A 21,136-nucleotide genomic window follows, 5' to 3' on the forward strand; every position below is an offset into this window, starting at 1 on the left:
GGGCGCTTCAACGCACGCGACTGACGCGGGTCGAATGCTTGCCATGTACCATCAGGAATGATCCGAGCGATGCGGCCTTGATCTCGACCGTATCGCCTTCTTCGAGCTGAAAGCGCGCATCGACGAACTTCTGCACCCACACCTGGCCATTTTCGAGCGTTACCACCATCTCGCCGCGCGGCCGTCGACCGATGTCCGTGACCTTGGCGGTCAATGACTCGAGCGACGGTGCTTTTTCCTTTTCGCGCTGCACCGCTTCCTTGGTGATCTCGCCGCGATAGCCGAAGCGTTCCTCAGGTGTTGCCGGCGTGGCAGGTGCCGCGGGCACGGCCGGTGTTGCGTCGCGCGCCTGGTCTGCCGCAGAGGCCGCATCGGACTTGGTCAAGCCGCCACCTGCGCGCGCGACTTCGCGGTCGTAGCAGTTGAGGCGTTTGAGCGAATCCGGTTCGGCAGCGCAGGCCCGCAAAGCCGGCGGCAGCTCATCGGCGAGAACCACGGATGAGCCGGCCATGCTCCAGGCCAGGATCGCAAGGGTGGCGATGCGTTCAATAGGACGGTGCATCATGTGATCTCCAGGAGTGGTGGCAACGCGCGCATCAGATGGTCCAGTCGGGCCGTTTGCCGCTATAGGCATCGATGGATTCGAACAGCGCCGTCACGAGGGCGCGCTCCTCTTCGGTCAGTTCGGGGCGCCAGATATCGAACAACAGGATGACGCGCGTCTCGCTGGTCGTATTGACGGCCTCGTGCTCGATCGTATCGTCGAAAACCCAGGCCTTGCCGTATTGCCATTCGCGCACGTCGTTGCCGACCCGGAACACGCAGCGGCCCGGGACAATGAGCGGCAGGTGGCAGATGAGGCGCGTGTTCACGATGCCGTTGTGCGGCGGTATGCGGGTGCCGCCTGTGAGCACCGAAAACAAAACGGACGGTGAGCGCTGCGGTACGCGCGCCAACGGCGCGTTGGCTAGCGCCGCCATGGTCCGGGGGCAGCGCTCGGCGTTTGGCGTCACCTCCGCACCGTGCTTGATGAGGTAGGCCGCGCTCCAGTCGGGATTGTCGCGCATGCCCTGCTGCGATTTGTTCGGCCGATCGGTCTTGCTCTGCACGTAGGGCGCGAAATCCTGCGGGCTTTTCATCAATTCGAGCAGCTCATCGCGAATGTCGTCGGTCGCGCTCTCGAGCTCATCCAGCCACGGAAACCGTTGGCGGTCGTAGAACTGGATCTGTGGCAGCTCGGGAAAATAGAAGTAGCGCGGTTGCTGTACATAGACCTGCTTGCGCCCGAGCAGCAGTTCGAGCGACTGGGTGAAACGCGGGCTGGCCCGCGCCGGATCGAAACCGCGCTCGCGCAGTGCGGAGGCAAGATGGTCCTGGTACTCGGCCAGGTAGCGTTCGGTCATCTGTTGCGCGCGCTCCAGCTCCGGCTTGAGATCCGCCGGCAGCGTGCGTTCGTCCGCGGCGCTTTGCAGAGCGGCCTGATAGAACGGTACGGCGGAGCGGCCATCGCCCTGACGCAGGAGGTGATCGCCCTTCAACATGAGGCCACGGATGTTGCGCGGCTCGATCGCGAGCAGCTGCTCGACGGCGGCCATCTTCGCCTCATGGTCGTTGAGCGCGAGACTGGCGTAGGCGAGCCCGACGAAGACGGTGGCGTCGCGGCGCCCCGATTCCAATGCCTGCAGCAGATGCGCCCGTGCCGCGCGCGCATCGCCGCGGCGCAGCGCGTCCGTGCCCGCCTGGAGCTGCCGGGTGGCGTCGTCGAGTGGTCGCGTTTCGTTCACGTTGGTTGAGCCGCGCGGCGGAAACTCCAATTATGACGCATCGCGTGCCCGCTTGCCGCCGTGTATCCTTGAGCTCTCGGCCGGACCGCGTGTTAGTCCGGCCTGTGCCAGGCGGGGCCTGAACGTGTTTCTCAAAATCAAGAACCTGCTGAATGCGACCGAGACCGATCGCCTGCGGCAACTGTCCCACGAGCTGCCGTTCGTCGAGGGGCGGGTGTCGAACCCTGCGAACACGACCAAGAACAATCTGCAGATCGATACCCAGGACAGCCGCTACGCCGAGTCCGTGCAGATCGTCAACGCTGCGCTGTGGCGGTCGCGCGAATTCGTCGACTTCGCCATGCCGAAGCGCCTGGCGCCTCCGCTCCTGTGCCGTTATGACGCTGCCATGCAGTACGGTGCGCATGCGGACGCCGCCATCCTGCAGATTGGCAACGCCCGCTTGCGCTCGGACTTGTCGTGCACTGTGTTCATCAACGATCCGTCGAGCTACGACGGCGGCGAGTTGTCCATCGTGCTTGGCAACCAGGCATTGCCCTTCAAAGGACAGGCTGGCGAGGCGATCGTCTATCCGTCAACGACCTTGCACGAAGTCGTGGCCGTGCGCGACGGCCAGAGGCTGGTGTCGATCACATTCATCGAGAGTTTCATTGCCGATCAGTTCCAGCGCCAGCAGGTCTATGAGCTGAACGAACTCGCGGCAATTGAAGGCAACAATATGCAGTGGGAGAGCCGGGTACGGCTCGATGTCGTGCGGCAGAATCTGCTGCGCATGTGGTCGACGACCTAGGCAAGGCCGTTCGGGAATACCCGCGCGACCCGGGGCTCGCTCCTGGCAAGCTTCTCGAGCCACGCGAGGCCGCGGCGGATTTCGTCGCGATGCGCACGTCGCGCATCGTCCAGTATCTCGCGCCGCAATGCCGGTGAATACGCGTGCTCGGGCGCTTTCGAATAGCGTGTCAGGGCCGGGCTTGCGGCAACGCGAGCGAGCACCTGCGCATCGGTTGGCAGACCAAAATGATCTAGGATCGTTCGCAGCTCAGCGGCCAGGTTCGCGAGCAGATCATCGAAGTCAACCGCTCGTACCCTGCCGGCAAAGCCCTCCAGGCATTGCAGCTCGCTCAGTGTCTCGGTGAGCCAGCTCATGGCGGCCAGCTCGCCGACCGACAAGCCATGAAGCGGCGCGACCGGTGCATGCAGCGCCTGTACCAGTCGGCGCATGCGTGCCGGCCCGTGACCACGCAGGTCGAGCGCCGAATTGGCGCCGCCGAGCAAAGTCGCCAGATAGGGCTCGGCCTTGAGGTTGAGGTACACCGCGCGCGCTGGCGGAGATTCCTCGAGCAGCGTCGGCGCCAGGCGCCCCGCGCTGCTGGTCGCCTTGACGAGCACGGCCCGGGTGTCGCCATAGCCACGCTGCCAGGCCTTGAGAAACAGCCGCAGCAGGGCCATGTAGCCAGCATTGCTCAGCAACGAGTCCGGCCCGCCCAGGTGGTCGTGAAGATCCGCGAGCGTGCGGAGCGATTGCGGTTCGCGCAGTCCCAGTACGGCGCCGGTTTCATCGAGCAGCCGGCTCAGCAAGGTCGAGCCGACATGGCCGGTGTGAAAAATGAAGTGCAGCGGCCGGGCAGGCACCCCGCGATCAATCGCTTCTGCAGCCGCAGCCAGCGGCACCCAGCTGCCGCGCAGGTCGTGTCGCAGCATGCGGTCGTCGAGGAAACTCTGTTGGCGGTAATCGTCAGCCTTGAGCGCGATCAGCAATATGGCCTGACGTACGACATCGACATTGTGAGGCCAGACGTCCGGCGTGCGCGCGAGGCGCTCGAGCAGGTCACGAGCTAGCGCATCGGATGAGTTGGTATTCATGGGTGGCGCGGGCGCGAAGTAAAGCCTGAGCCTAACATCATCGACCGACGCCCCAAAAAAAACGGCGGCCTCCTTGCGGGGGCCGCCGTCGGTCTTTGGGACCTTACTTAGCGGACGATCAGAACTTCACCGACACGTTGGTGAAGAAGAACCGGCCGAGGGCTTCGTAGGACTGCGGGTAGGTATTGCCGTTACCCGTGGTACCCACGCTCGCGCTCAGCGGCGGATCCTTGTCCGTGATGTTGTTGATGCCCAAGCGCACATCGACCTTGTCGTTCACGGCCCAGGAGCCGGTCAGATCGAAGTAGTTGAACGAACTGAAGCTGCTATCGAGGCGGGTGGCCGTATTGTTGAACAATTCAACCGACCCGATGTAGCGCCAGGTGAGGGCCAGATCGATGCCATCCCAGGGGGTCGCCCAGCCGATGCGTGCACGATGGCGCCACTTCGGTGTCGGCGTTCCGCAGGATGACGAGAACTGGCCTACGCAGTCATACGGTGCCAGGCCGGGGCCCGGTTCCGTGATGAGTTCCTGCGCATGCGTGCCCTGCAGGCTGAAGTTCAGCTTGCCGGCACGGCCGATCTCGAGGCCCGAGTAACCGAGCTGCAGGTCGAAACCCTTGGTCTTCAATGAGCCGATGTTGATGTTGAGATCCTGCACGTTGCCGGACCCGACCCACAGCTGGCCCAGTGCATTGCGCACAATGCGCGAGCAGGCAGCCGCATCGTCGTTGTTGTAGCAGGCGTTCAGGGTGTTTTCGGCACCAAAGGTCGAGATGGTCTTGTCGATCTTGATGTCGTAGTAGTCGACCGAGGCGTACAGGCCCGGGGCGAAGGTCGGCGTGAACACCACGCCGAAGGTCAGCGTGTCGGACTCTTCCGGGTCCAGGGACGGGTTGCCGCCCTGGAGGAAGTTGTACTGACCCGCCGGGCTGTCGAGTGCGGCCGAGCCGAATTGGGCGGTCGGCACGCCCGTCGCGACGCACTTGGCAAGCGTGGCATTCGGGTTGGGCGCCGCGGCGCCACAGGGATCGCCGTTCATGTCGAACAGGTTGAAGCCCTGTGCGGTGAACAACTCGAGGATGTTCGCCGCTCGGATGGCACGCTGGAAGCTGGCACGGAAGCGGACGTCCTGCACAGGCGCCCAGTCGCCACCGATTTTCCAGGTGTTGGTGGAAATGCCACCGCCGTAATCGGAGTAGCGATAGGCGATGTCCAGGCCGAGCTGCTGCGCACCGGGATGATCCTGTACGAGTGGAATGCGGCCTTCCATGAAGATTTCCTTCACGTCGACCGCGCCCGACACGGGCAGCTGCGGGCCGCCGGCACCTGCCGGATCCGCCGTTGCAATCAGCTCGTCAGGAGCAAACTGCAGTTTGTCGCGACGATACTCGACACCGATGGCGACCTTCATCGACTCGGCGGCGGCCGGGCTCTTCCAGCCGAAGTTGCCGAGGTCGCCGGTGACGGTTGCGTTGACGATGTTCTGGTCGATGACCGTCTGGGCCAGCGTCGGCACCTGGAGGTAATCCGTCGCCGCCTGGGTTACGCCACCGATCGAGAAAATGTTGTAGGGCACACAGTTCGGATCTGTGCCATTGACCACCGAACGGCAGGTCGGCACGCCACCGACGTCGACTACGTCGAGGGCATTTCGCAACCGACGCGAGGAGAAGTCGTTGGTCTGGAACAGGTCCATGCTCTTGCGGGAGAACTGGGCGCTGATGTCGTAGTCCCAGCCTTCCGCCATGGCGCCCTTGACACCACCGACAGCGCGCAGCGATGTCGAGTGGAAGTCGTAACGGCGACCGCCGCCTTCGACATTGCGGCGACCGATGTACATCGAGGTGATGTCATCGGCTGCAATGTTGGCTGCCGAGCAACCGATATCCGCCGCCTGCGAAGCCGACAACAGCGGATTGCCGCAGTTGATGGTGCCGGTGACGAAAAAGTTACCGCTGGGCGCGATCTGGGCGATGGTGCGGTTGTCGGCGTACATGATCTGCGTGTACACGTCCGCATTCTCGTTGATCTCGTAGTGGCCCATGGCGCCCACGGTGTAGCGGGTGTCCGGTCGCTGGAAGTAGTTGAGCGGGCCGAAGTTGTACTGATCGCGGTTACCGTTCCAGGGCTGGAAGGTATCGCCCGTGGCGGGATCGAGCGTGAAGTCAAACGTTGCGAAGTCCGTGAAACGACCGGGGTAAGCCGTGCTCGAACCGCCGCAGGTGAACGATGCGCCCGTAGCGCTTCCCAACGAGCAAGAGGAGTAGTCGTAGCTCGCCTGCAGGATGGGATCGTTGCGGCGATAGGTCGCATAGGCCGTGATGTTGCCGCGGCCATCGGGAGTGCCGACACCGACCAGCATCGAGCCTTCGCGGCTGTAGCCGACGTTGACGTTGTCCTCGGGCAGCTGGAACTGCGACGGATTCGTGACACCGCGACCGGCGATCACGTCGCGCAGCGGCACAGCGCCGGGGCCGCCATAACCGTTGCTGTGCGAGTAGAAGCCGTACTGGCCGCTGAACTCCACGCCTTCGAAGTTCTTCTTCATGATGAAGTTGACGACACCCGCGATCGCGTCCGAGCCGTAGACCGCAGAGGCGCCGCCGGTGAGCACTTCGACGCGCTCGACCATGCTGGTCGGGATTTCGTTCAAATCGCCGGCCGAGTTGTTGGCATCGCCATAGGGCAGGCGGCGGCCATCAACCAGCACCAGGGTGCGACGCGAGCCCAGGTTACGCAGGCTGATCGTCGCTGTGCCGGTGGCGCCGTTCGATACGGTCGAATTCTGCGCAGCGAAGGCCTGCGGCAGCTGATTGATGAGGTCTTCAACGCGCGTTACACCTTGCAGCTTGACGTCGGCATCGGTGACTTGCGTGACCGGGCTGGTGGTCGTCAGATTCGGTTGCGAAATGCGTGAACCTGTGACGACGACCGTTTCCAGGCTGTCCTGGTCCTGGTCCTGGGCAAGTGCAGGCGACGCCACACCGGCCGCTACCGCACTCAGCATGAGTGCCTGGCGGACTGCGCGGGCAACCTGATTCTGTTGATCCATTTCCTTCCTCCTGCGAACGGCGGGACCGTTCATGAATTTTTTGTTTCGAAACTGATTCAGTTGACCGCAAGAGCCACGCAAAGCGGACTCGGACGGTCCCCGGGGACTTTTCAAGTGGCGCGCATGATAGCAATAAATGCCCGCTCCGCAAGCGTTTGTGGCAAAATTGACACAACCGGCGACGCAACAGTCGTGGGACGTAACCGTGACGCGGCATGCCGGATGGGACGAACTGCTTGGCGAGCCGCCGAACCGGGGCAATTTGCCGCCGATCTGTGGCTGATTCGCAACAGAACACCCGTCGACATGCTAAGGTCGCGCCCCCAGTTCGACACGGATATCGGTTTAAATGCCGGCCATGGCCAACGAAGATTTCCGCCTGCTGCTCGATCAGGGTCTCACCGCGCACCAGCAGGGCCGGATTCCCGAGGCGCTGACGGCGTTTCGCGCCGCCATCGAGCTGGAACCCGAGGACGCCGAGGTCGCGAGCCTTCTGGGCTCTGCGCTTGCCCAGAGCGAGTGGCGCGAACACGCGCTCGGTTTCCTGCAACGGGCGGTGGAACTCGAGCCGGAGCAAATCGGTTTTCGGATGAACCTCGCCGAGGGGCTGGTGCGGCTCGGCGAGTTCGCAAGAGCCCAGCAGGAGTTTCGCGCCGTGTTGATGCGCGACCCGGGCCACGTGCGGGCCTGGGACCGCAGCGGCGATGTGGCGATGCGTCTCAATGACCTCAACAGCGCCCGTGAAGCCTGGACACAGGCGCGCATGCTGGCGCCCAAGGGCCTCGAGCCCGCGCTCAAACTCATATCGCTGGAAATGCAGCGCGGTGAGCTCGGTCGCGCCCAGGAATTGCTCGATCGGCTCGCCGAGCAATTTGCAGGCGATACGCGCCTGCTCGCGTTGCAGACGGACCTGCATGCCCTGACGGGCGATTGGCCGGCCTATGCCAGCAGCGTCGATGCCTGGCTGCGTCAACAGCCGGGCGATCCTGCGGCCTGGCGCTCGCTCGCCCGTCTGCATGGCGAGATGGGCCGGTTCCGCGACGCGACCAACGCCTACGGACGCGTGCTCGCGCTCGAAGCGCCGAATGTGGCCGACCTGACGACCTTTGCCAACTGGTCGCTGCAGGCGCTCGATGTCGATGCCGCCGATGGTGCACTCGCGCAGGCCGGCGAGCTTGCCCCGGAGGACGCGCGGCTCCTCACGACGCGGGCATTGCGCTCGCTCTATGTTGGCCGCTTCGGTGATGCGGAAGCCGACTGTCTGCGCTGCCTGGCACTCGAGCGCGACAATCCGGCTGCACTCATTACGTTGTCGCGCCTGCGTCGCGGGCGCATGAGTGAGGCCGAACTCGCGGGCCTTTCGCGCATTGCCGCAATGCGGAGCGCACCGGTCGATGTGCGCATCGCCGCGGGTTTCGCAGTCGCCCATGCCCACGAGGCGGGCGGCGAGCCTGCGGCCGCATTCGCCGCGCTCGAGGCTGCGCATGGCCAGGCTCGTGCGCGCGACCGCGCCCTGGCGCGCGGGTTCAGTGTCGAGGGGCTCGGGCGGCGCCGTGAGCTGCTGCTCAGCCTGTCCTTGCCCGCAGTGGAGAAGGCTCCTCCTGCGCCCGCGCGACCGATATTCATCGTCGGCATGCCACGGAATGGATCGACGCTCATCGAAGCCGTGCTCGCGGCTCATCCACAGGTATTGGGTTGCGGTGAGCGCCAGGCCTTGCCGCAGGTCATGGACGCATTGGTCGCACTGACAGGTGCGGGGCGCGAGATTGACGCGCGCTTTCTGGCAGACGCGCGCCAAACCTATTACGCCGGTCTGCCAAATCTCGGAGCGGCCGATCGTTTCACCGACAAGCAGCCGTTCAATTTCGAGGCCATCGGCCTGATCGCGCATCTGTTCCCGGATGCGGTGATCATCGCCCTGCGTCGTAACCCGGTTGCAAACTGTCTGTCGATCTACCGCCAGCCGCTCCATCGCAACTGGGCATTTGCGCATGAGTTCAGCGATATCGCGGCCGTGTATGCGCACCACCAGCACTTGTTGCAGGCATTCGAAGAACAATTTCCCGGTCGCATGGTCCAGGTGAACTACGAGGACTGGCTAGCGGATCTGCCCGCCGCCGCGCGCGCGCTCCTCGCTGCCTGCGGCCTCCCGTGGCACGAGGACTGCCTGCAGTATCGACAGGCGGCGCGTCCGATTACCACCTTGAGCGCCGTCGATGTGCGTGCGCCGTTGCGCGGGGTCGATGACCAGCTCGCAAAATACGCGTCGCAGCTTCCTGCCATCGAGGCCGCCCTGCGCGCAGCCGGAGTCGACCCGGCCACCGGGCAGCTGACCCTGGGGCGATGATCGCGGCGAACCATGGATAGAGCGCAACTGCTCGCGAGCGCTCTGCCGCCGGCGGATTTCAACTACGAACTGGGCTGCATCCAGAGGAGTGAAGGTCGGCTCGATGCGGCACTGGAATCGTTCGCAAAGGCCATCGCGCTCAAGGTGGCGCGCCCCGAAGAGGCCCATCTCAATCGCGCCGTGATCTACGCCGACGGGCTTCGCGACAGCGTCTCGGCGGAGCGCGAACTGAATGCCGCGCTCGCTTGCAACCCGGGTTACCTGCCCGCGCTCCTGAACCTCGGCAATCTGCACGAGGACCGCGGCCAGCGTCAGCAAGCTGCGGATTGCTACGAGCGCATTCTCGCGAGCAACCCCGATCAGCCAATCGCACTCGCGCGCCTCGCTGGGCTCACCCGGCCCGACGGACTATCGAATCCGCTGCTGCAGCGCATGGCAAGTGCCATCGCCGATGGCGCGACGTCACCCGCCGACCGCGCAACCCTGGGATTTGCACTGGGCCGCTGGCTCGATGCCGGCGGCGATTACCCGAACGCCTTCCGGACCTATTCGCGGGCGAACCGCGACAGCCGTGCCGCTGCCGGCGAGGTCGCGGCCTATGACGGCACCGTCCAGCAGCGGCTCACCGACGCCATCATCGCAGCCTTCCCGCCGGGGCATCGGCAGCTCGAGGCGGACCCGCGATCGCCACCGCCCGTATTTATCTGTGGCATGTTCCGCTCTGGCTCGACGCTGTCCGAACAGATCCTTGCCGCGCATCCGGACGTCACGGCTGGCGGCGAACTGAACCTGCTGCCGGCGCTTGTGCGGGCGCGGTTCGCGCCCTTTCCGCAGAGCCTGGCTACAGCGAGCACCGAGTTGTTGCGCGAAGCGGCGCGCGACTATCTGGCGCAGGTCGGGCGGCTCTTTCCCGGCGCGAGGCTCATCACCGACAAGCGACCGGATAATTTCTTTTATGTCGGACTCATCAAGACGCTGTTCCCACAAGCGCGCATCGTGCATAGCCTGCGCAATGCGCTCGACAACTGCCTGTCGGTGTACTTCCTGCACCTCGATCAGCGCATGAGCTATGCGCTCGATCTGGCCGATATCGGTCATTACTACCTGCAGTATCGACGATTGATGGCGCACTGGAAGGCGCTCTATGGCGAGAGCATGCTGGAGCTCGACTACGACGCTCTGGTGCGCGAGCCTGAACCTGAGGTCAGGCAGCTGCTGGCATTCTGTGGGCTCGGCTTCGATCCGGCCTGCCTGCGCCCCGAACTGACCCGCACGGCCGTGCGCACGGCAAGCGTCTGGCAGGTGCGCGAACCCATCCACGCCGAGTCATCGGGTCGCTGGCGGCATTATCGGCAACAACTCGCGCCGCTGATCGACATCCTGAGAAGTGGAGGCGTGGAGCTTCCGGATTAGCTCTCCGGCGCGAGCCAGATTTCACTGCGACCGAAGTCGACCGCGAAGGCGCGCATCACGCCGATGATGTCCATGCCGAGCAGCAGCGCCGGCTCATCCTGCATGTTCCAGCTGTGAAATACCTTGAAGTCGCCGAAGATGATTTCGGCGTTGGCGAGGCGCACCGAGCCGCCGAGCGCGATGGCGGGCGCGAGCAGCCGCTCGCCCATCGCAATATCGGGGGTTGCGCCGAGCACGGGCGTAAGGCTCGTCGTGATGGAGTCGCTCGCCCGCGCGCGCAAGGCCTCCCGCAGTGCATTGTTGCCGAGCGTGCGCTCGGCGCCGGTATCGAACACTGCCCAGGTCTTTACGCGGCCGACGCTCGCGCTCAGTACCAGCAGGCCATTGTCGAGGCGCCGAGTCGGCACCCGATAGAGTTTGGCGTCGGGGCCGCGACCTGCGCGGGTACGTATGGCAATGCGGTCGGTATCGAAATCGACTTCGATGCGCGCGCTTGTCAGCTTGGCGACGCCGAGTATGCCGTCCGTATCACCCATGATCGGCGACCACACGACCGGCAGTTTCTGGTCGCGCAAGGTGATCGCGCCGGCCGTGAGTTCCGCAACCTTAACATAGGGCACTTCGGCCGTGCCCGTGACGCCCGTCAGGCTGAGCATGTTGCCGGGTTCGGCGCTTAGGCCGAGTTCCTGCATCAGCGAGGGCGACAACGTCGAATGACTTGCGCCGGTGTCGACCACGAGGCGAAACGGTCCGCGGCCATTGATCATCACCGGCGCGACCACCCGGCCGATGCGATCCATGCGCGTCGGTGCGGCGTACAGCGCTTCGTCGTCGGCGGCATTACCGTTGCCCGAGGCGAGCGGCAGGAGTGCTGCACCCAGGGCAATGAAGGCGAGGCAGCGCCACTTGTGGGCAGGTACGCGAGTTCGCTCTGGGCTACCGCGCAACAAAATCGTTGCCTCCTTGGGCTTGGGCCGAGGGTTGCGGGTCTCGGGTCATGGTACGCGACCCTCGAGCCGAGCAAAAGTTGTGCTCAGGGACGAACGGTCGAAGTGCGTTGCAGACGGTCGCCCACGCGCAATTTCAGCTTAGCGGCAACGCCGGCACGGACTTCCAGGACCAGGGTGGCCGGACGGCGGGAGCGGATGGTGGTGAGCGAATGGGGCGTGGTGTTGGCGGCGATATCGACCAGGCGGCCCTTGCCGTCGAAGAACAGCATGTCGAGCGGGACATAGGTGTTCTTCATCCACATGCTGATCAACTGCGGGCGATCGTAGACAAAGAGCATCCCTTGTGTTGCCGGCAGATCGCGCACGAACATCAGGCCCTGCAATTGCCGCTCGCGGGTGTCGGCAATCCAGACACGAAACTCGTGGCTGCCACCCGCCGTGAGGATCTGTAGCGTCTCGCGCGGAAAACTCGCGAGCTCGAGCTGCGGCGCGTCCGCACGCACGATCGGCGCGATGGCGAGCAACAGCGCGAGCCACAGGCGCAACCTGAATTCAACCGGGCGTGTCATTTGGCGGAGCTTCCTCGCTGGCCTCTGGGAATTGCAGCCTGCCGGCAAAATCGAAACGTGCGATCAGCAAGCTGCCGTCGTCTGCCACGGCGGTCGCAGGTGCGACACAAAAACCATGCGCTTCGATGCGCCATTGGTGATTGGGACCGCCGAGCGGGCCGACCCGCTGCTGCGTCAGCCGGTCGATGGTGCATTTGTCGTCGCCGCGCGTGGCAAAGATCCGCTTTTCGCCTTCGAATATGACGGTGACGTTGGCAGCGCGGGCATGGGTCGCTTCGCCTTCCAGGGTCTTGGCGATGCCGAATACGAAGCGCAGGCTATGTCCATCGCCATGCGCGGGGCCCGCTATGCTCACGCGGATGCCGCGGCCGTCGGGGCGCGGTCCGCCTTCGCATTGCATTTCGGCGTCCCGCCAGGCGATGTCCATGTCGAAGGCGCCGCGCAGGCGCGCCCGCAGATAGCCGTCGCCGCCGGGCAGGCAGGTCGATGGCGCCGGGGCGGCGCCGGCCGGCGGTGGCGCGAGCGGTGCCTGGGCCGATCCGCAGGATGTACTGGTCAGTGCGGCGAGCGCGAGTGCCAACGCGGATTGTCGCGGGAAGAGCATGCGCGCGAGTTTAACGCCTGGCGCCTTTACGCGGGATGAATGGATCCCCGGGCCCGGCAACCGCTACGGCACTGCCGCCACTACAAAGACGTGACCAGCAAGGCCTTGGCCACCTGTGCATGCTTGCGCACCACGGCGCGCGCAAAATGCAGCAGCAATGTGAGCACGGCGATGCCCGCAACGAGCAGCAACAGCCAGCCCAGGGGTGAATCGAGCCAGGACGGCTCGATGGCTGCGACGCGCTCGCCATCGATGAACACGCCGATGCCCTGGCCCGAGCCGAACCAGCCGAGCCGCTGTGCGATGAGCGCGAAAGGCATCGCGACAAAACTCGCGCCAACCGCTATGCCGGTGACCGCAATCGTGAAATAGGCGATGCCGGCCGGAAGCATCAGCAGGAAATAGAGGATGGTCGTCCAGGTGCGTGCATCGCGGAGCATCTCGGCGATGCGTGCCCACAGGCTCCGTCGTGGCCCCGGATGCAGGGGTCGGCGGGGCATGCGTTCGCCGGTCACGGCTTCGAGCAAGCGCCCTTCGCCAAGCGAAATGACCCGGGTGATGCCGATGAACGTGAGGAAAAACGGAATGCCGATGATCAGGATCGCAAGGCCGGCCGACAATGACAGGCCCACTGTGGTGATCGTGAAGTAAATGATGCCCGTGGCAAGGGTCAACAACATGAAGAACAGGGACGTGTAGGCACGCGGATCGCGGTAGATGGCAAAGAACCGGCCGAGCGCACTGCGCTGCGTCGCGGGCTTGCGCTGAGGTGTCTGCATTGCCTCGCGCAGCTTGACCTCGGTCTGCCGATAGGCATCGGCCACTTCCTCCGGAGCACCATAGGTGCTCGCGATGAGTTCGAGGACGTCGGCTTCGCTTTTCTGCGGATGGGCTGCGACTTCCGCGCGCAGATATTCCTCGGCGTCGTACAGGGCGTCCTGTATCAGCGCCGGATCTTCGCCCGACAGCGCGCTGCGCAGCTGCTCGAGATAATCGTTGATTGCGCGTGGTGCAGAGTTGGCCATCTGACTAATCCTCAATAGGTGGACCGAGAACGTTGTCGACGTAATCGCGCGTGCGGGACCACGCTGCCTGCCAGTTCGCCAGCAACTGCCGTCCATCGTCGGTGATGCGGTAGTAGCGCCTGGGCGGCCCGGAGTAGGACGGTACGACCCGGCTGCTGAGCGCACCGCTCGCCGCGAGGGAGCGCAACACCGGGTAAACCGTGCCTTCCTTGAACAGTGCCGCCTGCGCATCCGCAGGCTGAAGCCGCTTGGCGATTTCATAGCCATACAGGTCTTCATCGGAATGGCCGAGCACGGTCAGGACCACCAGCGCCACCAACCCGGTGTTGAGGTCCTTTTGAAACTTGCGTGTCTCGGAATCGTCCATTAACCAATACTGTATAGTAGCTAATACTAGTAAGTCAATAGAGATGTAAACTCCAATAACGATACAATCGGTCAATCGGATGAATAATTGACGCAGATATAATTCAATCTTCCGGTCTGAGTTAGCTGCAGTTCATCTCTGGACCCGTACAATGCGCTGCGTTGCCACAGGAGGGCGCCATGCCAAGTAGATCGCGACTCGCCATAGCATTGCTCGCCCTCGCGCTGGGTGGCTGCGGCGGCCTGACCCGCCTGCAGGCACCCAACCTTTCGATCATTTCCTTGCAGGTGGAGAAGAGCGATCTTCTCGAGCAGCGCCTGAAGCTGCGCATGCGGGTGCAGAATCCCAACGACCGCGAACTGCCGGTCAAGGGGTTGTCGTATACCGTGGAGGTCGCGGGCGAAGACTTCGGCCGTGGCGTGAGCGGCGCGGGGTTCGTCGTGCCGGCTTTTGGTGAAGCGGAATTCGACATGTTTCTCACGACGAACCTGGCCGGTGGCCTGATCCGGCTCCTCGGCACCTTGAATGACAGCCAGCGCGATGCCCTGGATTATCGAATCGTGGGCAAGGTGTCACTAGCCTCCGGGTTCCTGCGCAGCATCCCTTTCGAGGAAAAAGGCCAGTTTCGCCTTAACTAGAATCTATTTCATTAGAATCGCAGGCGACGCAGCCCCCGCTGCATCGGAATTTCACGAGGCATGTTTCGTCGCCTGCTGATCATCCTGGCCGCCGTCCTGCTGGTGGGCGGATCGACTGTCGTCGCAGCCGTCATCGCGCAATGGCCCTACGTGTCGCGCCTGTGGCGTGTCAGCGCGAGCAACGAGTCCTGGAGTGACGTGGTGCAAACGCCGCGCTTCGCACTGCGCGCGCGCGCGCGGCTGCCGCTGTCGCGCCTTGCGGGGACGGAGAGCTTCGCTGCCGAAGGTATGCGGCGCGCCGCCGACTGGGCTTCGCAGCATGGCGCATTCGCGCTGCTGGTCGCGCAAGGCGAGACGGTGCTCTTCGAGCAGTATTGGCAGGGCAAGGACGCGACCAGTCTGCTCGGCGGGGGCGGACTCAGCCGCTCGTTGGTTGCAATGCTCTACGGCATCGCCGTCGCGGAAGGTCGGCTGCAACTGACCGACGAAATCGGACAGTATCTCGATGAGTGGCGTGGTGATGCACGACGGCATATCACGGTGCAGCAGCTCCTCGAGAATACCTCCGGACTCGAGGATGCGCCGCCGGCTCTGGGCGGCGACAACATACGAGTCGGTCTGCGATCTCGACTCGAATTCTTCGTCGCGGAGCTGGCCGACAAGAATGCGCGCCTGAAGCTTGGCAACAATTTTGCGGCAGCGGCCCTGCTTTACAAATTGCAGCACGAGCCGGGCCTGCGCTTTGCGCTCTCCGATGCCAACGCACAACTGGCGGCGGTCGTGCTCGAGCGTGCCATGGGGCAGGGCTATGCCGAGTTGCTCGCCGAGCGCATTTGGCAGCCCATGGGCGCAGCGAATGCCCTCATGTACATGGATCGGCCGAGCGGCATGCCCGCGGCCTACTGCTGCCTGCGAGCCCGCGCGGAGGATTTTCTGCGACTTGGCATACTGCTTGCCAACGAGGGCGTAATCCATGGCCAGCGCATCCTGCCGGCCGGCTGGGTGGCCCGGATGGCAAGCGGTTCGCGCAGCAATCCCAACTATGGCCTGCAGCTGTGGACTTCGCCGCTCGCGGCCGGCCGGCGAGAATTCATTCCGGGTACGAATCTCGCGGCGACGCACGGCGATGGCTTCGCCGCCAGCGACGTCATCTGGATGGAAGGACCGGGCGGGGCCGCTGTCTGGGCCTCGCCGTCACAGGACCTCGCCATCGTCTACATCGGCGGAATGGGGACGGACTTCGATGCGAGCGTGCTCGTCAATCTGATCCTCCGGGCCCGCATTACGCCAACCGCCGCGGCGGCCGCCGGCTGACGCGCATGGGCCCACGCGAGATAGCCGAGCTGCTGCTCGTCGGCGCGATATGGGGCGGTGCATTCCCGCTGTTGCGCATCGCCGTGCCCGATTTTGGCCCGACTGCGCTGACCGGCATGCGCATGCTGGTCGCCGCTCTCGCCCTGCTGCCGTGGTTGAAACCGGGGCATCTGCGCCAACAGCGCGTGGCGACGCTGCTCGTGCTCGGTACCGTCAACTCGGCCTTGCCCTTCGTGTTGTTTGCATTCGCCGCGCAATCATTGAGTGCCGGCGTCACGTCGCTGCTCAATGCGACAACGCCGATGTTCGGCGCGGCCATCGCCTACCTTTGGCTGCGTGAGCGTATCGCAGCGACCCAGCTTGCCGGCATCGTGATCGGATTCGCCGGTGTCGGCGCGATCGTCGTATTGACACTCGGCGTCGGCCGCTCGGGCACGGCCGCCGGATTCGCCGCGGGCCTTGCCGGGGCGGCCTGCTATGGCTTTGCGTCGAATTTCACGCGCCGCGTCATTGGCAGGGGTGATGCGCGTGCGGTCGCAGCTGTCAGTGTGCTGATTTCATCGCTCCTGCTACTGCCATTTACCGTCGCGGCCTGGCCCGCGCGGACGCCGGGCTGGGGCGCAGCGACGGCGGTCATCGCACTCGGCCTTGTCTGCACGGCGCTTGCCTACTACATCTACTTCGGATTGCTGCAACGCATCGGCGTGGCGCGGGCGATCAACGTGACGTTCCTGGTACCCGTATTCGGCACGATGTTCGGCGCCATCTTTCTCGGCGAGCGATTGTCGCCGGCGGTCCTGCTGGCCTGCGCGGTGGTCCTCGTCGGTACCATGTTGGCGGCCGGCGTGGTCGGCCGTCGCCCGGGCAATGGATGACGCGCGCAATGCCACTGGCGCAATCCGGCAAAGTGCGATACTTGCGGACGATGCCGCGCAATTCCCTGCCTCTGCATTTCCTGTTGGCCGCTTTGCTTTGTGGTTGTGGCGCGAAGCCACCGCCTGCAGCCATGGGTGGTACTGCTGCGCCTGCGCTCACACGTGAGGTCCAGGTCGTGACGGTTGCAGCCGCGACCGAACCCGTCGCGCGCGACCTGACGGCCATCGGCACGGCCTATGCAAACGAGTCGATCGACGTTACCAGCAAGGTGTCGAACACCGTCACCGCGGTGCGCTTCAGCGATGGCCAGCGCGTCAAGCGCGGCGATGTCCTGATCGAACTCGATAGCGCGCAGCTGCGCGCGGACCTCGCGGCGGCGCAGGCCGAACTGGTCGAAAGCGATAGCCAGTACCGGCGTGGCCGCGAGCTGCTGCCGACCCAGGCAGTTTCGAAGTCACAGTTCGATCAGCTGGAGGCGGCGAAGACCGCCGCTGCCGCTCGCGTCGCCGCCGCGCAGGCGCGCCTGCAGGATACCGTCATACGCGCGCCGTTCGCCGGCCGCGTCGGGCTTCGCCGTATCAGCATCGGCAGCCTGATCAGCCCTGGCACGGTCATCACCACACTCGACGATTCGAGCACCATGAAACTCGATTTCCGGGTGCCGGAGAACGATCTTGCCGGACTCGCGGTCGGCATGCCGGTGAGCGCAGCGACCGCGGCTTATCCGCAACGAAGTTTCGCGGGCACGATCGAGAGCATCGACTCGCGCATCGATCCGGTCAGTCGCACCATCACGGCGCGGGCGCGCATCGAGAACAAGGACGCGGCGCTCAAGACCGGCATGTTCATGACCGTTGCATTGCGCACCCGCGAGCGCTCGGCCGTGGTGATCCCGGAAGAAGCATTGACCCCGGAGGAGGCCACGCAACACGTGTTCGTGGTGGTCGACGATGTCGCCAGCCGTCGCGAGGTGCGAATCGGCCTGCGACTGCCGGGCAAGGTGGAGATCATCGCGGGTCTTGCCGCCGGCGAGCGCGTGGTGACCGAAGGACTGCAGAACCTGCGCGATGGCGTCAAGATCCGCGAACTCGCCGCCACAGACGCCGGGAGCGGTGCGTGACCATCTCGGAGCTCGCGATCCGCCGCCCGGTCTTCGCGACCGTGCTTTCCCTGCTCGTACTGTTGCTTGGCGTGATGGCGGCCTTGCGCCTTCCGATCCGCGAATATCCCGACGTGCAGCGACCCATCGTCAGCGTGACCACCTTCTACCGTGGCGCATCGCCTGAGGTCGTCGAGACGCGCATCACCCAATTGATCGAAGACGAAGTATCCGGCATCGAGGGCGTCGAGAAGCTCGAGTCCGAGAGCGAGGATGAGCGCTCACGCATCACTGTCGAGTTCGCGCCCGATCGCGACCTCGACAGCGCTGCCAACGACGTTCGCGAACGCGTCTCACGCGTGCTTGCGCGTCTGCCCGATGAAGCGGACGCGCCACAGATCCTGAAAGTCGACGATGGCGCAGACGTTCTGATCTATATCAACCTCGACAGCACGACGCGCGATGTCCTCGAGCTGACCGATTACGCCGAGCGTTTTCTGGTCGATCGCTTCTCGTCGATTCCTGGCGTGGCGGGCGTGCGCGTCTCGGGTGCGCGCCGCTACGCGATGCGCGTGTGGCTCAATCGCGAAGCGCTGGCGGCGCGGGCGCTCACGGTCGCCGACATCGAAGAGGCGCTGCGCCGCGAGAATGTCGAAATTCCGGCGGGAAGGATCGAGTCCGTGCAGCGCGAGTTCTCGCTGCGGACCGATACGGCGCTGCGTCGGCCCGAGGATTTTCGCGCACTTGCGGTCGGTCGCTCGCCCGAAGGCTATGTGGTGCGCCTCGGCGAGGTCGCGGACATAGAGCTTGCCGCGGAGGACTTGCGCAGCATTGCGCGCACCGACGGGCGCACTGGAATCAGCCTCGGCATCCTGCCGACCTCGACCGCCAATGTGCTCGATGTGGCGCAGGCCGTGCAGGGCGAAATCACGGGTATTGCTAGAACCTTGCCCAAGGACATGCGCTTTGCGATCAACATGGACTTCAGCGTGTTCATCGTCGAGTCGATGCGCAAGGTCCTGTACGCGCTCCTGGAAACACTCGCAATCGTGCTGGCCGTGATCTTCCTGTTCCTCGGCACAGTGCGCGCGACCCTGATGCCGGCGCTGACGATTCCGGTGTCGATCTTCGGCGCTGCGATCTTCATGGCGACCTTCGGGTACTCGATCAATACGCTGACCCTGCTTGGGGCGGTGCTGGCAATCGGTCTCGTCGTCGACGATGCCATCGTGGTGCTCGAGAACATCGCGCGTCGCGTCGAGCAAGGTGAGCCTGCCTTGCTTGCCGCCAGCAATGGCAGTCGCGAAATCGGCTTCGCAGTCATCGCCACCACGGCGGTGTTGATCGCCGTGTTCCTGCCGGTGGCGTATCTGCCGGGAACGCTCGGCCGGTTGTTCGGCGAATTCGGTGTGAGTGTCGCGGCCGCGGTCGCCGTATCGGCGCTGATCGCCCTGACGCTCACGCCCATGATGGCATCCAAGCTGTTCGCGTCAGGCATTCATCGCGGCGCATTCGCGCAGGTCGTCGACTCGCGATTTCGCCGCCTCGCGGCGTACTATCGCGGCTGGCTGAGTCTTGCGATCAGCTCGCAACGCGCGCCCTGGGTGGTTGGCGCTGCGGCCGCGCTTGCGCTGCTCGTCGTCATGCAACTGGTGATCGGCTGGCCGTTCGCCGGACTGCGCCTCAAGCAGGAATTCGCGCCGAAGGAAGACCGCGCCATGTTGCCCGTGATGGTGCGTGCGCCAGAGGGCGCGAGCATCACCTATCTGGATCGCTACCTGACGCAGATCGAGCAGATCCTCGCCGCGGAGGTGGCCCGCGGCAACGCCAAGCGCGTACTGGCCCGCTCCGGCGCTTTCGGTCGCAGTCCACAGGTGAACGTTGGTACCTTGTTCCTGCCGCTCAATCTCTGGGATCAGCGCAGCGAATCCGCCGCGCAGATAGCGCAGCGGATACGCGCCGAGACGGCCAATATCGCCGGCGTGCGCGTGATGGTCTTCGAACCGCCAAGCCTCAACGTGCGCGGCCAGGGACAGCCCCTGCAGGTCGTGCTAGGCGCCGGTGACTACGGTGAACTCGCCGGATGGGCCGAGCGGATCATGGCGCGCGTTGCACGAGAGAATCCCGGCATCATCGGTATGGACAGCGATTACCAGGAGACCAAGCCGCAGGTCGTGGTGCGTATCGATCGCGAAAAGGCCGCCGACCTTGGCGTGTCGCTCGCAAACATCGGACGCACGCTCGAGACCATGATGGGTTCGCGCAACGTGACCACATTCAATCGCAATGGCGAGGAATACAACGTCGTCCTGCAGGCGCGCGCAGCCGACCGCACCAGCGTTGGCGAGATCAACAACATCTATGTGCGTGCGGAGAAAAGCGGCGAGCTCATCGCGCTCGGCGGTCTCGTGCATTTCGAGGAAGTCGGCAAGGCGGCCGCACTGAAGCGCTTCGACCGATTACGCGCGGTGACCTTGTCGGCCAACCTGGCGCCGAATTACACCCTGGGCGAAGCGCTCGATTACATGGACAAGGTGATTGCCGAGGAAATACCGGCGGGTGCGGTACGCGTCGGCTATGACGGCGAATCGCGCGAGTACAAGCGCTCCGGCGGAGCGCTGTGGCTTACCTTCGGATTTGCGTTGCTGATCGTCTACCTGGTGCTGGCGGCACAGTTCGAGAGCTTCGTGCATCCGCTCGTGATACTCGCTTCCGTGCCGCTGGCGATCACCGGTGCTTTGCTCGGGCTCGCCATTTTCGGAGCATCTCTGAACGTATTCAGCCAGATCGGCGCCATCATGCTGATCGGAATCGCGTGCAAGAACGGCATCCTGATCGTCGAGTTCGCCAATCAGCTGCGCGATCGCGGCATGGCCTTTGCCGACGCCATCGTCGAGGCCGGCGCCACGCGCCTGCGCCCTGTGCTCATGACCAGCTTTTGCACGGCCTTCGGTGTCGTGCCGCTGATGCTGGCAAGTGGTGCGGGTGCGGAAAGCCGCCGTGCCATCGGCGCTGCGGTGTTCTTTGGCACCATTTTCGCCGCCCTCCTGACGCTGTTCGTGGTGCCGGCGCTGTACTCCTTGATCGCGAAAGGCACGCAGTCGCCACATTATGTCAGCCGCCTGCTGGATGGCCTGCGCGGGCCCGAGCCCCAGCCGACGCCGGCCGCGGCGGCGGGTGTCAACCGCGAATGACCTGTTTAACCGACTGATTATCCGGCAATTATGTGCCC

General features: G+C 64.5%; 17 protein-coding genes. 8 read left to right on the top strand and 9 right to left on the bottom strand.

Annotated features, from left to right (window positions below):
- Positions 1-7: 7 nt before the first annotated feature.
- Both R3E77_02805 and R3E77_02810 read right to left on the bottom strand, forming a co-directional pair.
- Positions 8-565 carry a hypothetical protein gene (locus R3E77_02805; protein ID MEZ5498341.1) on the bottom strand — a complete coding sequence of 186 codons (558 nt, stop codon included), beginning with the start codon at positions 563-565 and terminating at the stop codon, positions 8-10.
- A gap of 31 nt (positions 566-596) precedes the next feature.
- Positions 597-1,784: an aspartyl/asparaginyl beta-hydroxylase domain-containing protein gene (locus R3E77_02810; protein MEZ5498342.1), complete on the bottom strand. Its 1,188-nt coding sequence runs from the start codon at positions 1,782-1,784 to the stop codon at positions 597-599.
- 124 nt (positions 1,785-1,908) lie between these two features.
- Between R3E77_02810 and R3E77_02815 the strand changes: the two genes are divergently transcribed.
- On the top strand, positions 1,909-2,574 hold the full coding sequence (locus R3E77_02815) for a Fe2+-dependent dioxygenase (GenBank protein ID MEZ5498343.1): 666 nt from the start codon (positions 1,909-1,911) through the stop codon (positions 2,572-2,574).
- Here the strand turns inward: R3E77_02815 and R3E77_02820 are convergent.
- Both R3E77_02820 and R3E77_02825 read right to left on the bottom strand, forming a co-directional pair.
- The gene (locus tag R3E77_02820; GenBank protein ID MEZ5498344.1) at positions 2,571-3,647 is read right to left on the bottom strand and encodes a hypothetical protein; all 1,077 of its coding nucleotides are present in this window, start codon (positions 3,645-3,647) and stop codon (positions 2,571-2,573) included. The genes R3E77_02815 and R3E77_02820 overlap by 4 nt on opposite strands.
- Before the next feature lie 118 nt (positions 3,648-3,765).
- Entirely contained in the window at positions 3,766-6,702 is a 2,937-nt protein-coding gene (locus R3E77_02825) for a TonB-dependent receptor (protein ID MEZ5498345.1), read from the bottom strand.
- A gap of 358 nt (positions 6,703-7,060) precedes the next feature.
- On the opposite strand from R3E77_02825, the gene R3E77_02830 reads away from it, so the two are divergent.
- Both R3E77_02830 and R3E77_02835 read left to right on the top strand, forming a co-directional pair.
- Positions 7,061-9,049 carry a sulfotransferase gene (locus R3E77_02830; GenBank protein ID MEZ5498346.1) on the top strand — a complete coding sequence of 663 codons (1,989 nt, stop codon included), beginning with the start codon at positions 7,061-7,063 and terminating at the stop codon, positions 9,047-9,049.
- Between the two features lie 12 nt (positions 9,050-9,061).
- On the top strand, positions 9,062-10,462 hold the full coding sequence (locus R3E77_02835; protein MEZ5498347.1) for a sulfotransferase: 1,401 nt from the start codon (positions 9,062-9,064) through the stop codon (positions 10,460-10,462).
- Here R3E77_02835 and R3E77_02840 read toward each other — a convergent pair.
- The 5 genes from R3E77_02840 to R3E77_02860 all read right to left on the bottom strand — a co-directional run bounded on the left by R3E77_02840 (position 10,459) and on the right by R3E77_02860 (position 13,977).
- Positions 10,459-11,412, bottom strand: a complete 954-nt coding sequence (locus tag R3E77_02840) for a retropepsin-like aspartic protease (GenBank protein MEZ5498348.1) — start codon at positions 11,410-11,412, stop codon at positions 10,459-10,461. The genes R3E77_02835 and R3E77_02840 overlap by 4 nt on opposite strands.
- A gap of 83 nt (positions 11,413-11,495) precedes the next feature.
- The gene (locus tag R3E77_02845) at positions 11,496-11,981 is read right to left on the bottom strand and encodes a DUF192 domain-containing protein (GenBank protein ID MEZ5498349.1); all 486 of its coding nucleotides are present in this window, start codon (positions 11,979-11,981) and stop codon (positions 11,496-11,498) included.
- Positions 11,965-12,585, bottom strand: coding sequence for a hypothetical protein (locus tag R3E77_02850; protein ID MEZ5498350.1), 621 nt, complete (start codon positions 12,583-12,585; stop codon positions 11,965-11,967). Before R3E77_02850 ends, R3E77_02845 begins: the two co-directional genes overlap by 17 nt.
- Positions 12,586-12,665: 80 nt before the next feature.
- Positions 12,666-13,610 (bottom strand): sensor domain-containing protein, encoded by a 945-nt coding sequence (locus R3E77_02855; protein MEZ5498351.1) that lies wholly within the window; start codon positions 13,608-13,610, stop codon positions 12,666-12,668.
- A gap of 4 nt (positions 13,611-13,614) precedes the next feature.
- Positions 13,615-13,977, bottom strand: coding sequence for a PadR family transcriptional regulator (locus R3E77_02860; protein MEZ5498352.1), 363 nt, complete (start codon positions 13,975-13,977; stop codon positions 13,615-13,617).
- Between the two features lie 179 nt (positions 13,978-14,156).
- Between R3E77_02860 and R3E77_02865 the strand changes: the two genes are divergently transcribed.
- The 5 genes from R3E77_02865 to R3E77_02885 are packed head-to-tail and all read left to right on the top strand — an operon-like array spanning position 14,157 to position 21,098.
- A complete protein-coding gene (locus R3E77_02865) occupies positions 14,157-14,615 on the top strand; it encodes an LEA type 2 family protein (protein ID MEZ5498353.1) in 459 nt (152 codons plus the stop codon).
- A 60-nt stretch (positions 14,616-14,675) separates the two neighbouring features.
- Positions 14,676-15,929 (top strand): serine hydrolase, encoded by a 1,254-nt coding sequence (locus tag R3E77_02870; GenBank protein ID MEZ5498354.1) that lies wholly within the window; start codon positions 14,676-14,678, stop codon positions 15,927-15,929.
- A gap of 5 nt (positions 15,930-15,934) precedes the next feature.
- Complete coding sequence (locus R3E77_02875; GenBank protein ID MEZ5498355.1) at positions 15,935-16,804, top strand: DMT family transporter; 870 nt, start codon at positions 15,935-15,937, stop codon at positions 16,802-16,804.
- A gap of 50 nt (positions 16,805-16,854) precedes the next feature.
- Positions 16,855-17,925, top strand: a complete 1,071-nt coding sequence (locus tag R3E77_02880) for an efflux RND transporter periplasmic adaptor subunit (GenBank protein ID MEZ5498356.1) — start codon at positions 16,855-16,857, stop codon at positions 17,923-17,925.
- Positions 17,922-21,098 (top strand): efflux RND transporter permease subunit, encoded by a 3,177-nt coding sequence (locus R3E77_02885; protein ID MEZ5498357.1) that lies wholly within the window; start codon positions 17,922-17,924, stop codon positions 21,096-21,098. Before R3E77_02880 ends, R3E77_02885 begins: the two co-directional genes overlap by 4 nt.
- Positions 21,099-21,136 lie beyond the last annotated feature (38 nt).

Source organism: Steroidobacteraceae bacterium (assembly GCA_041395505.1).
Taxonomy (GTDB): domain Bacteria; phylum Pseudomonadota; class Gammaproteobacteria; order Steroidobacterales; family Steroidobacteraceae; genus JAWLAG01.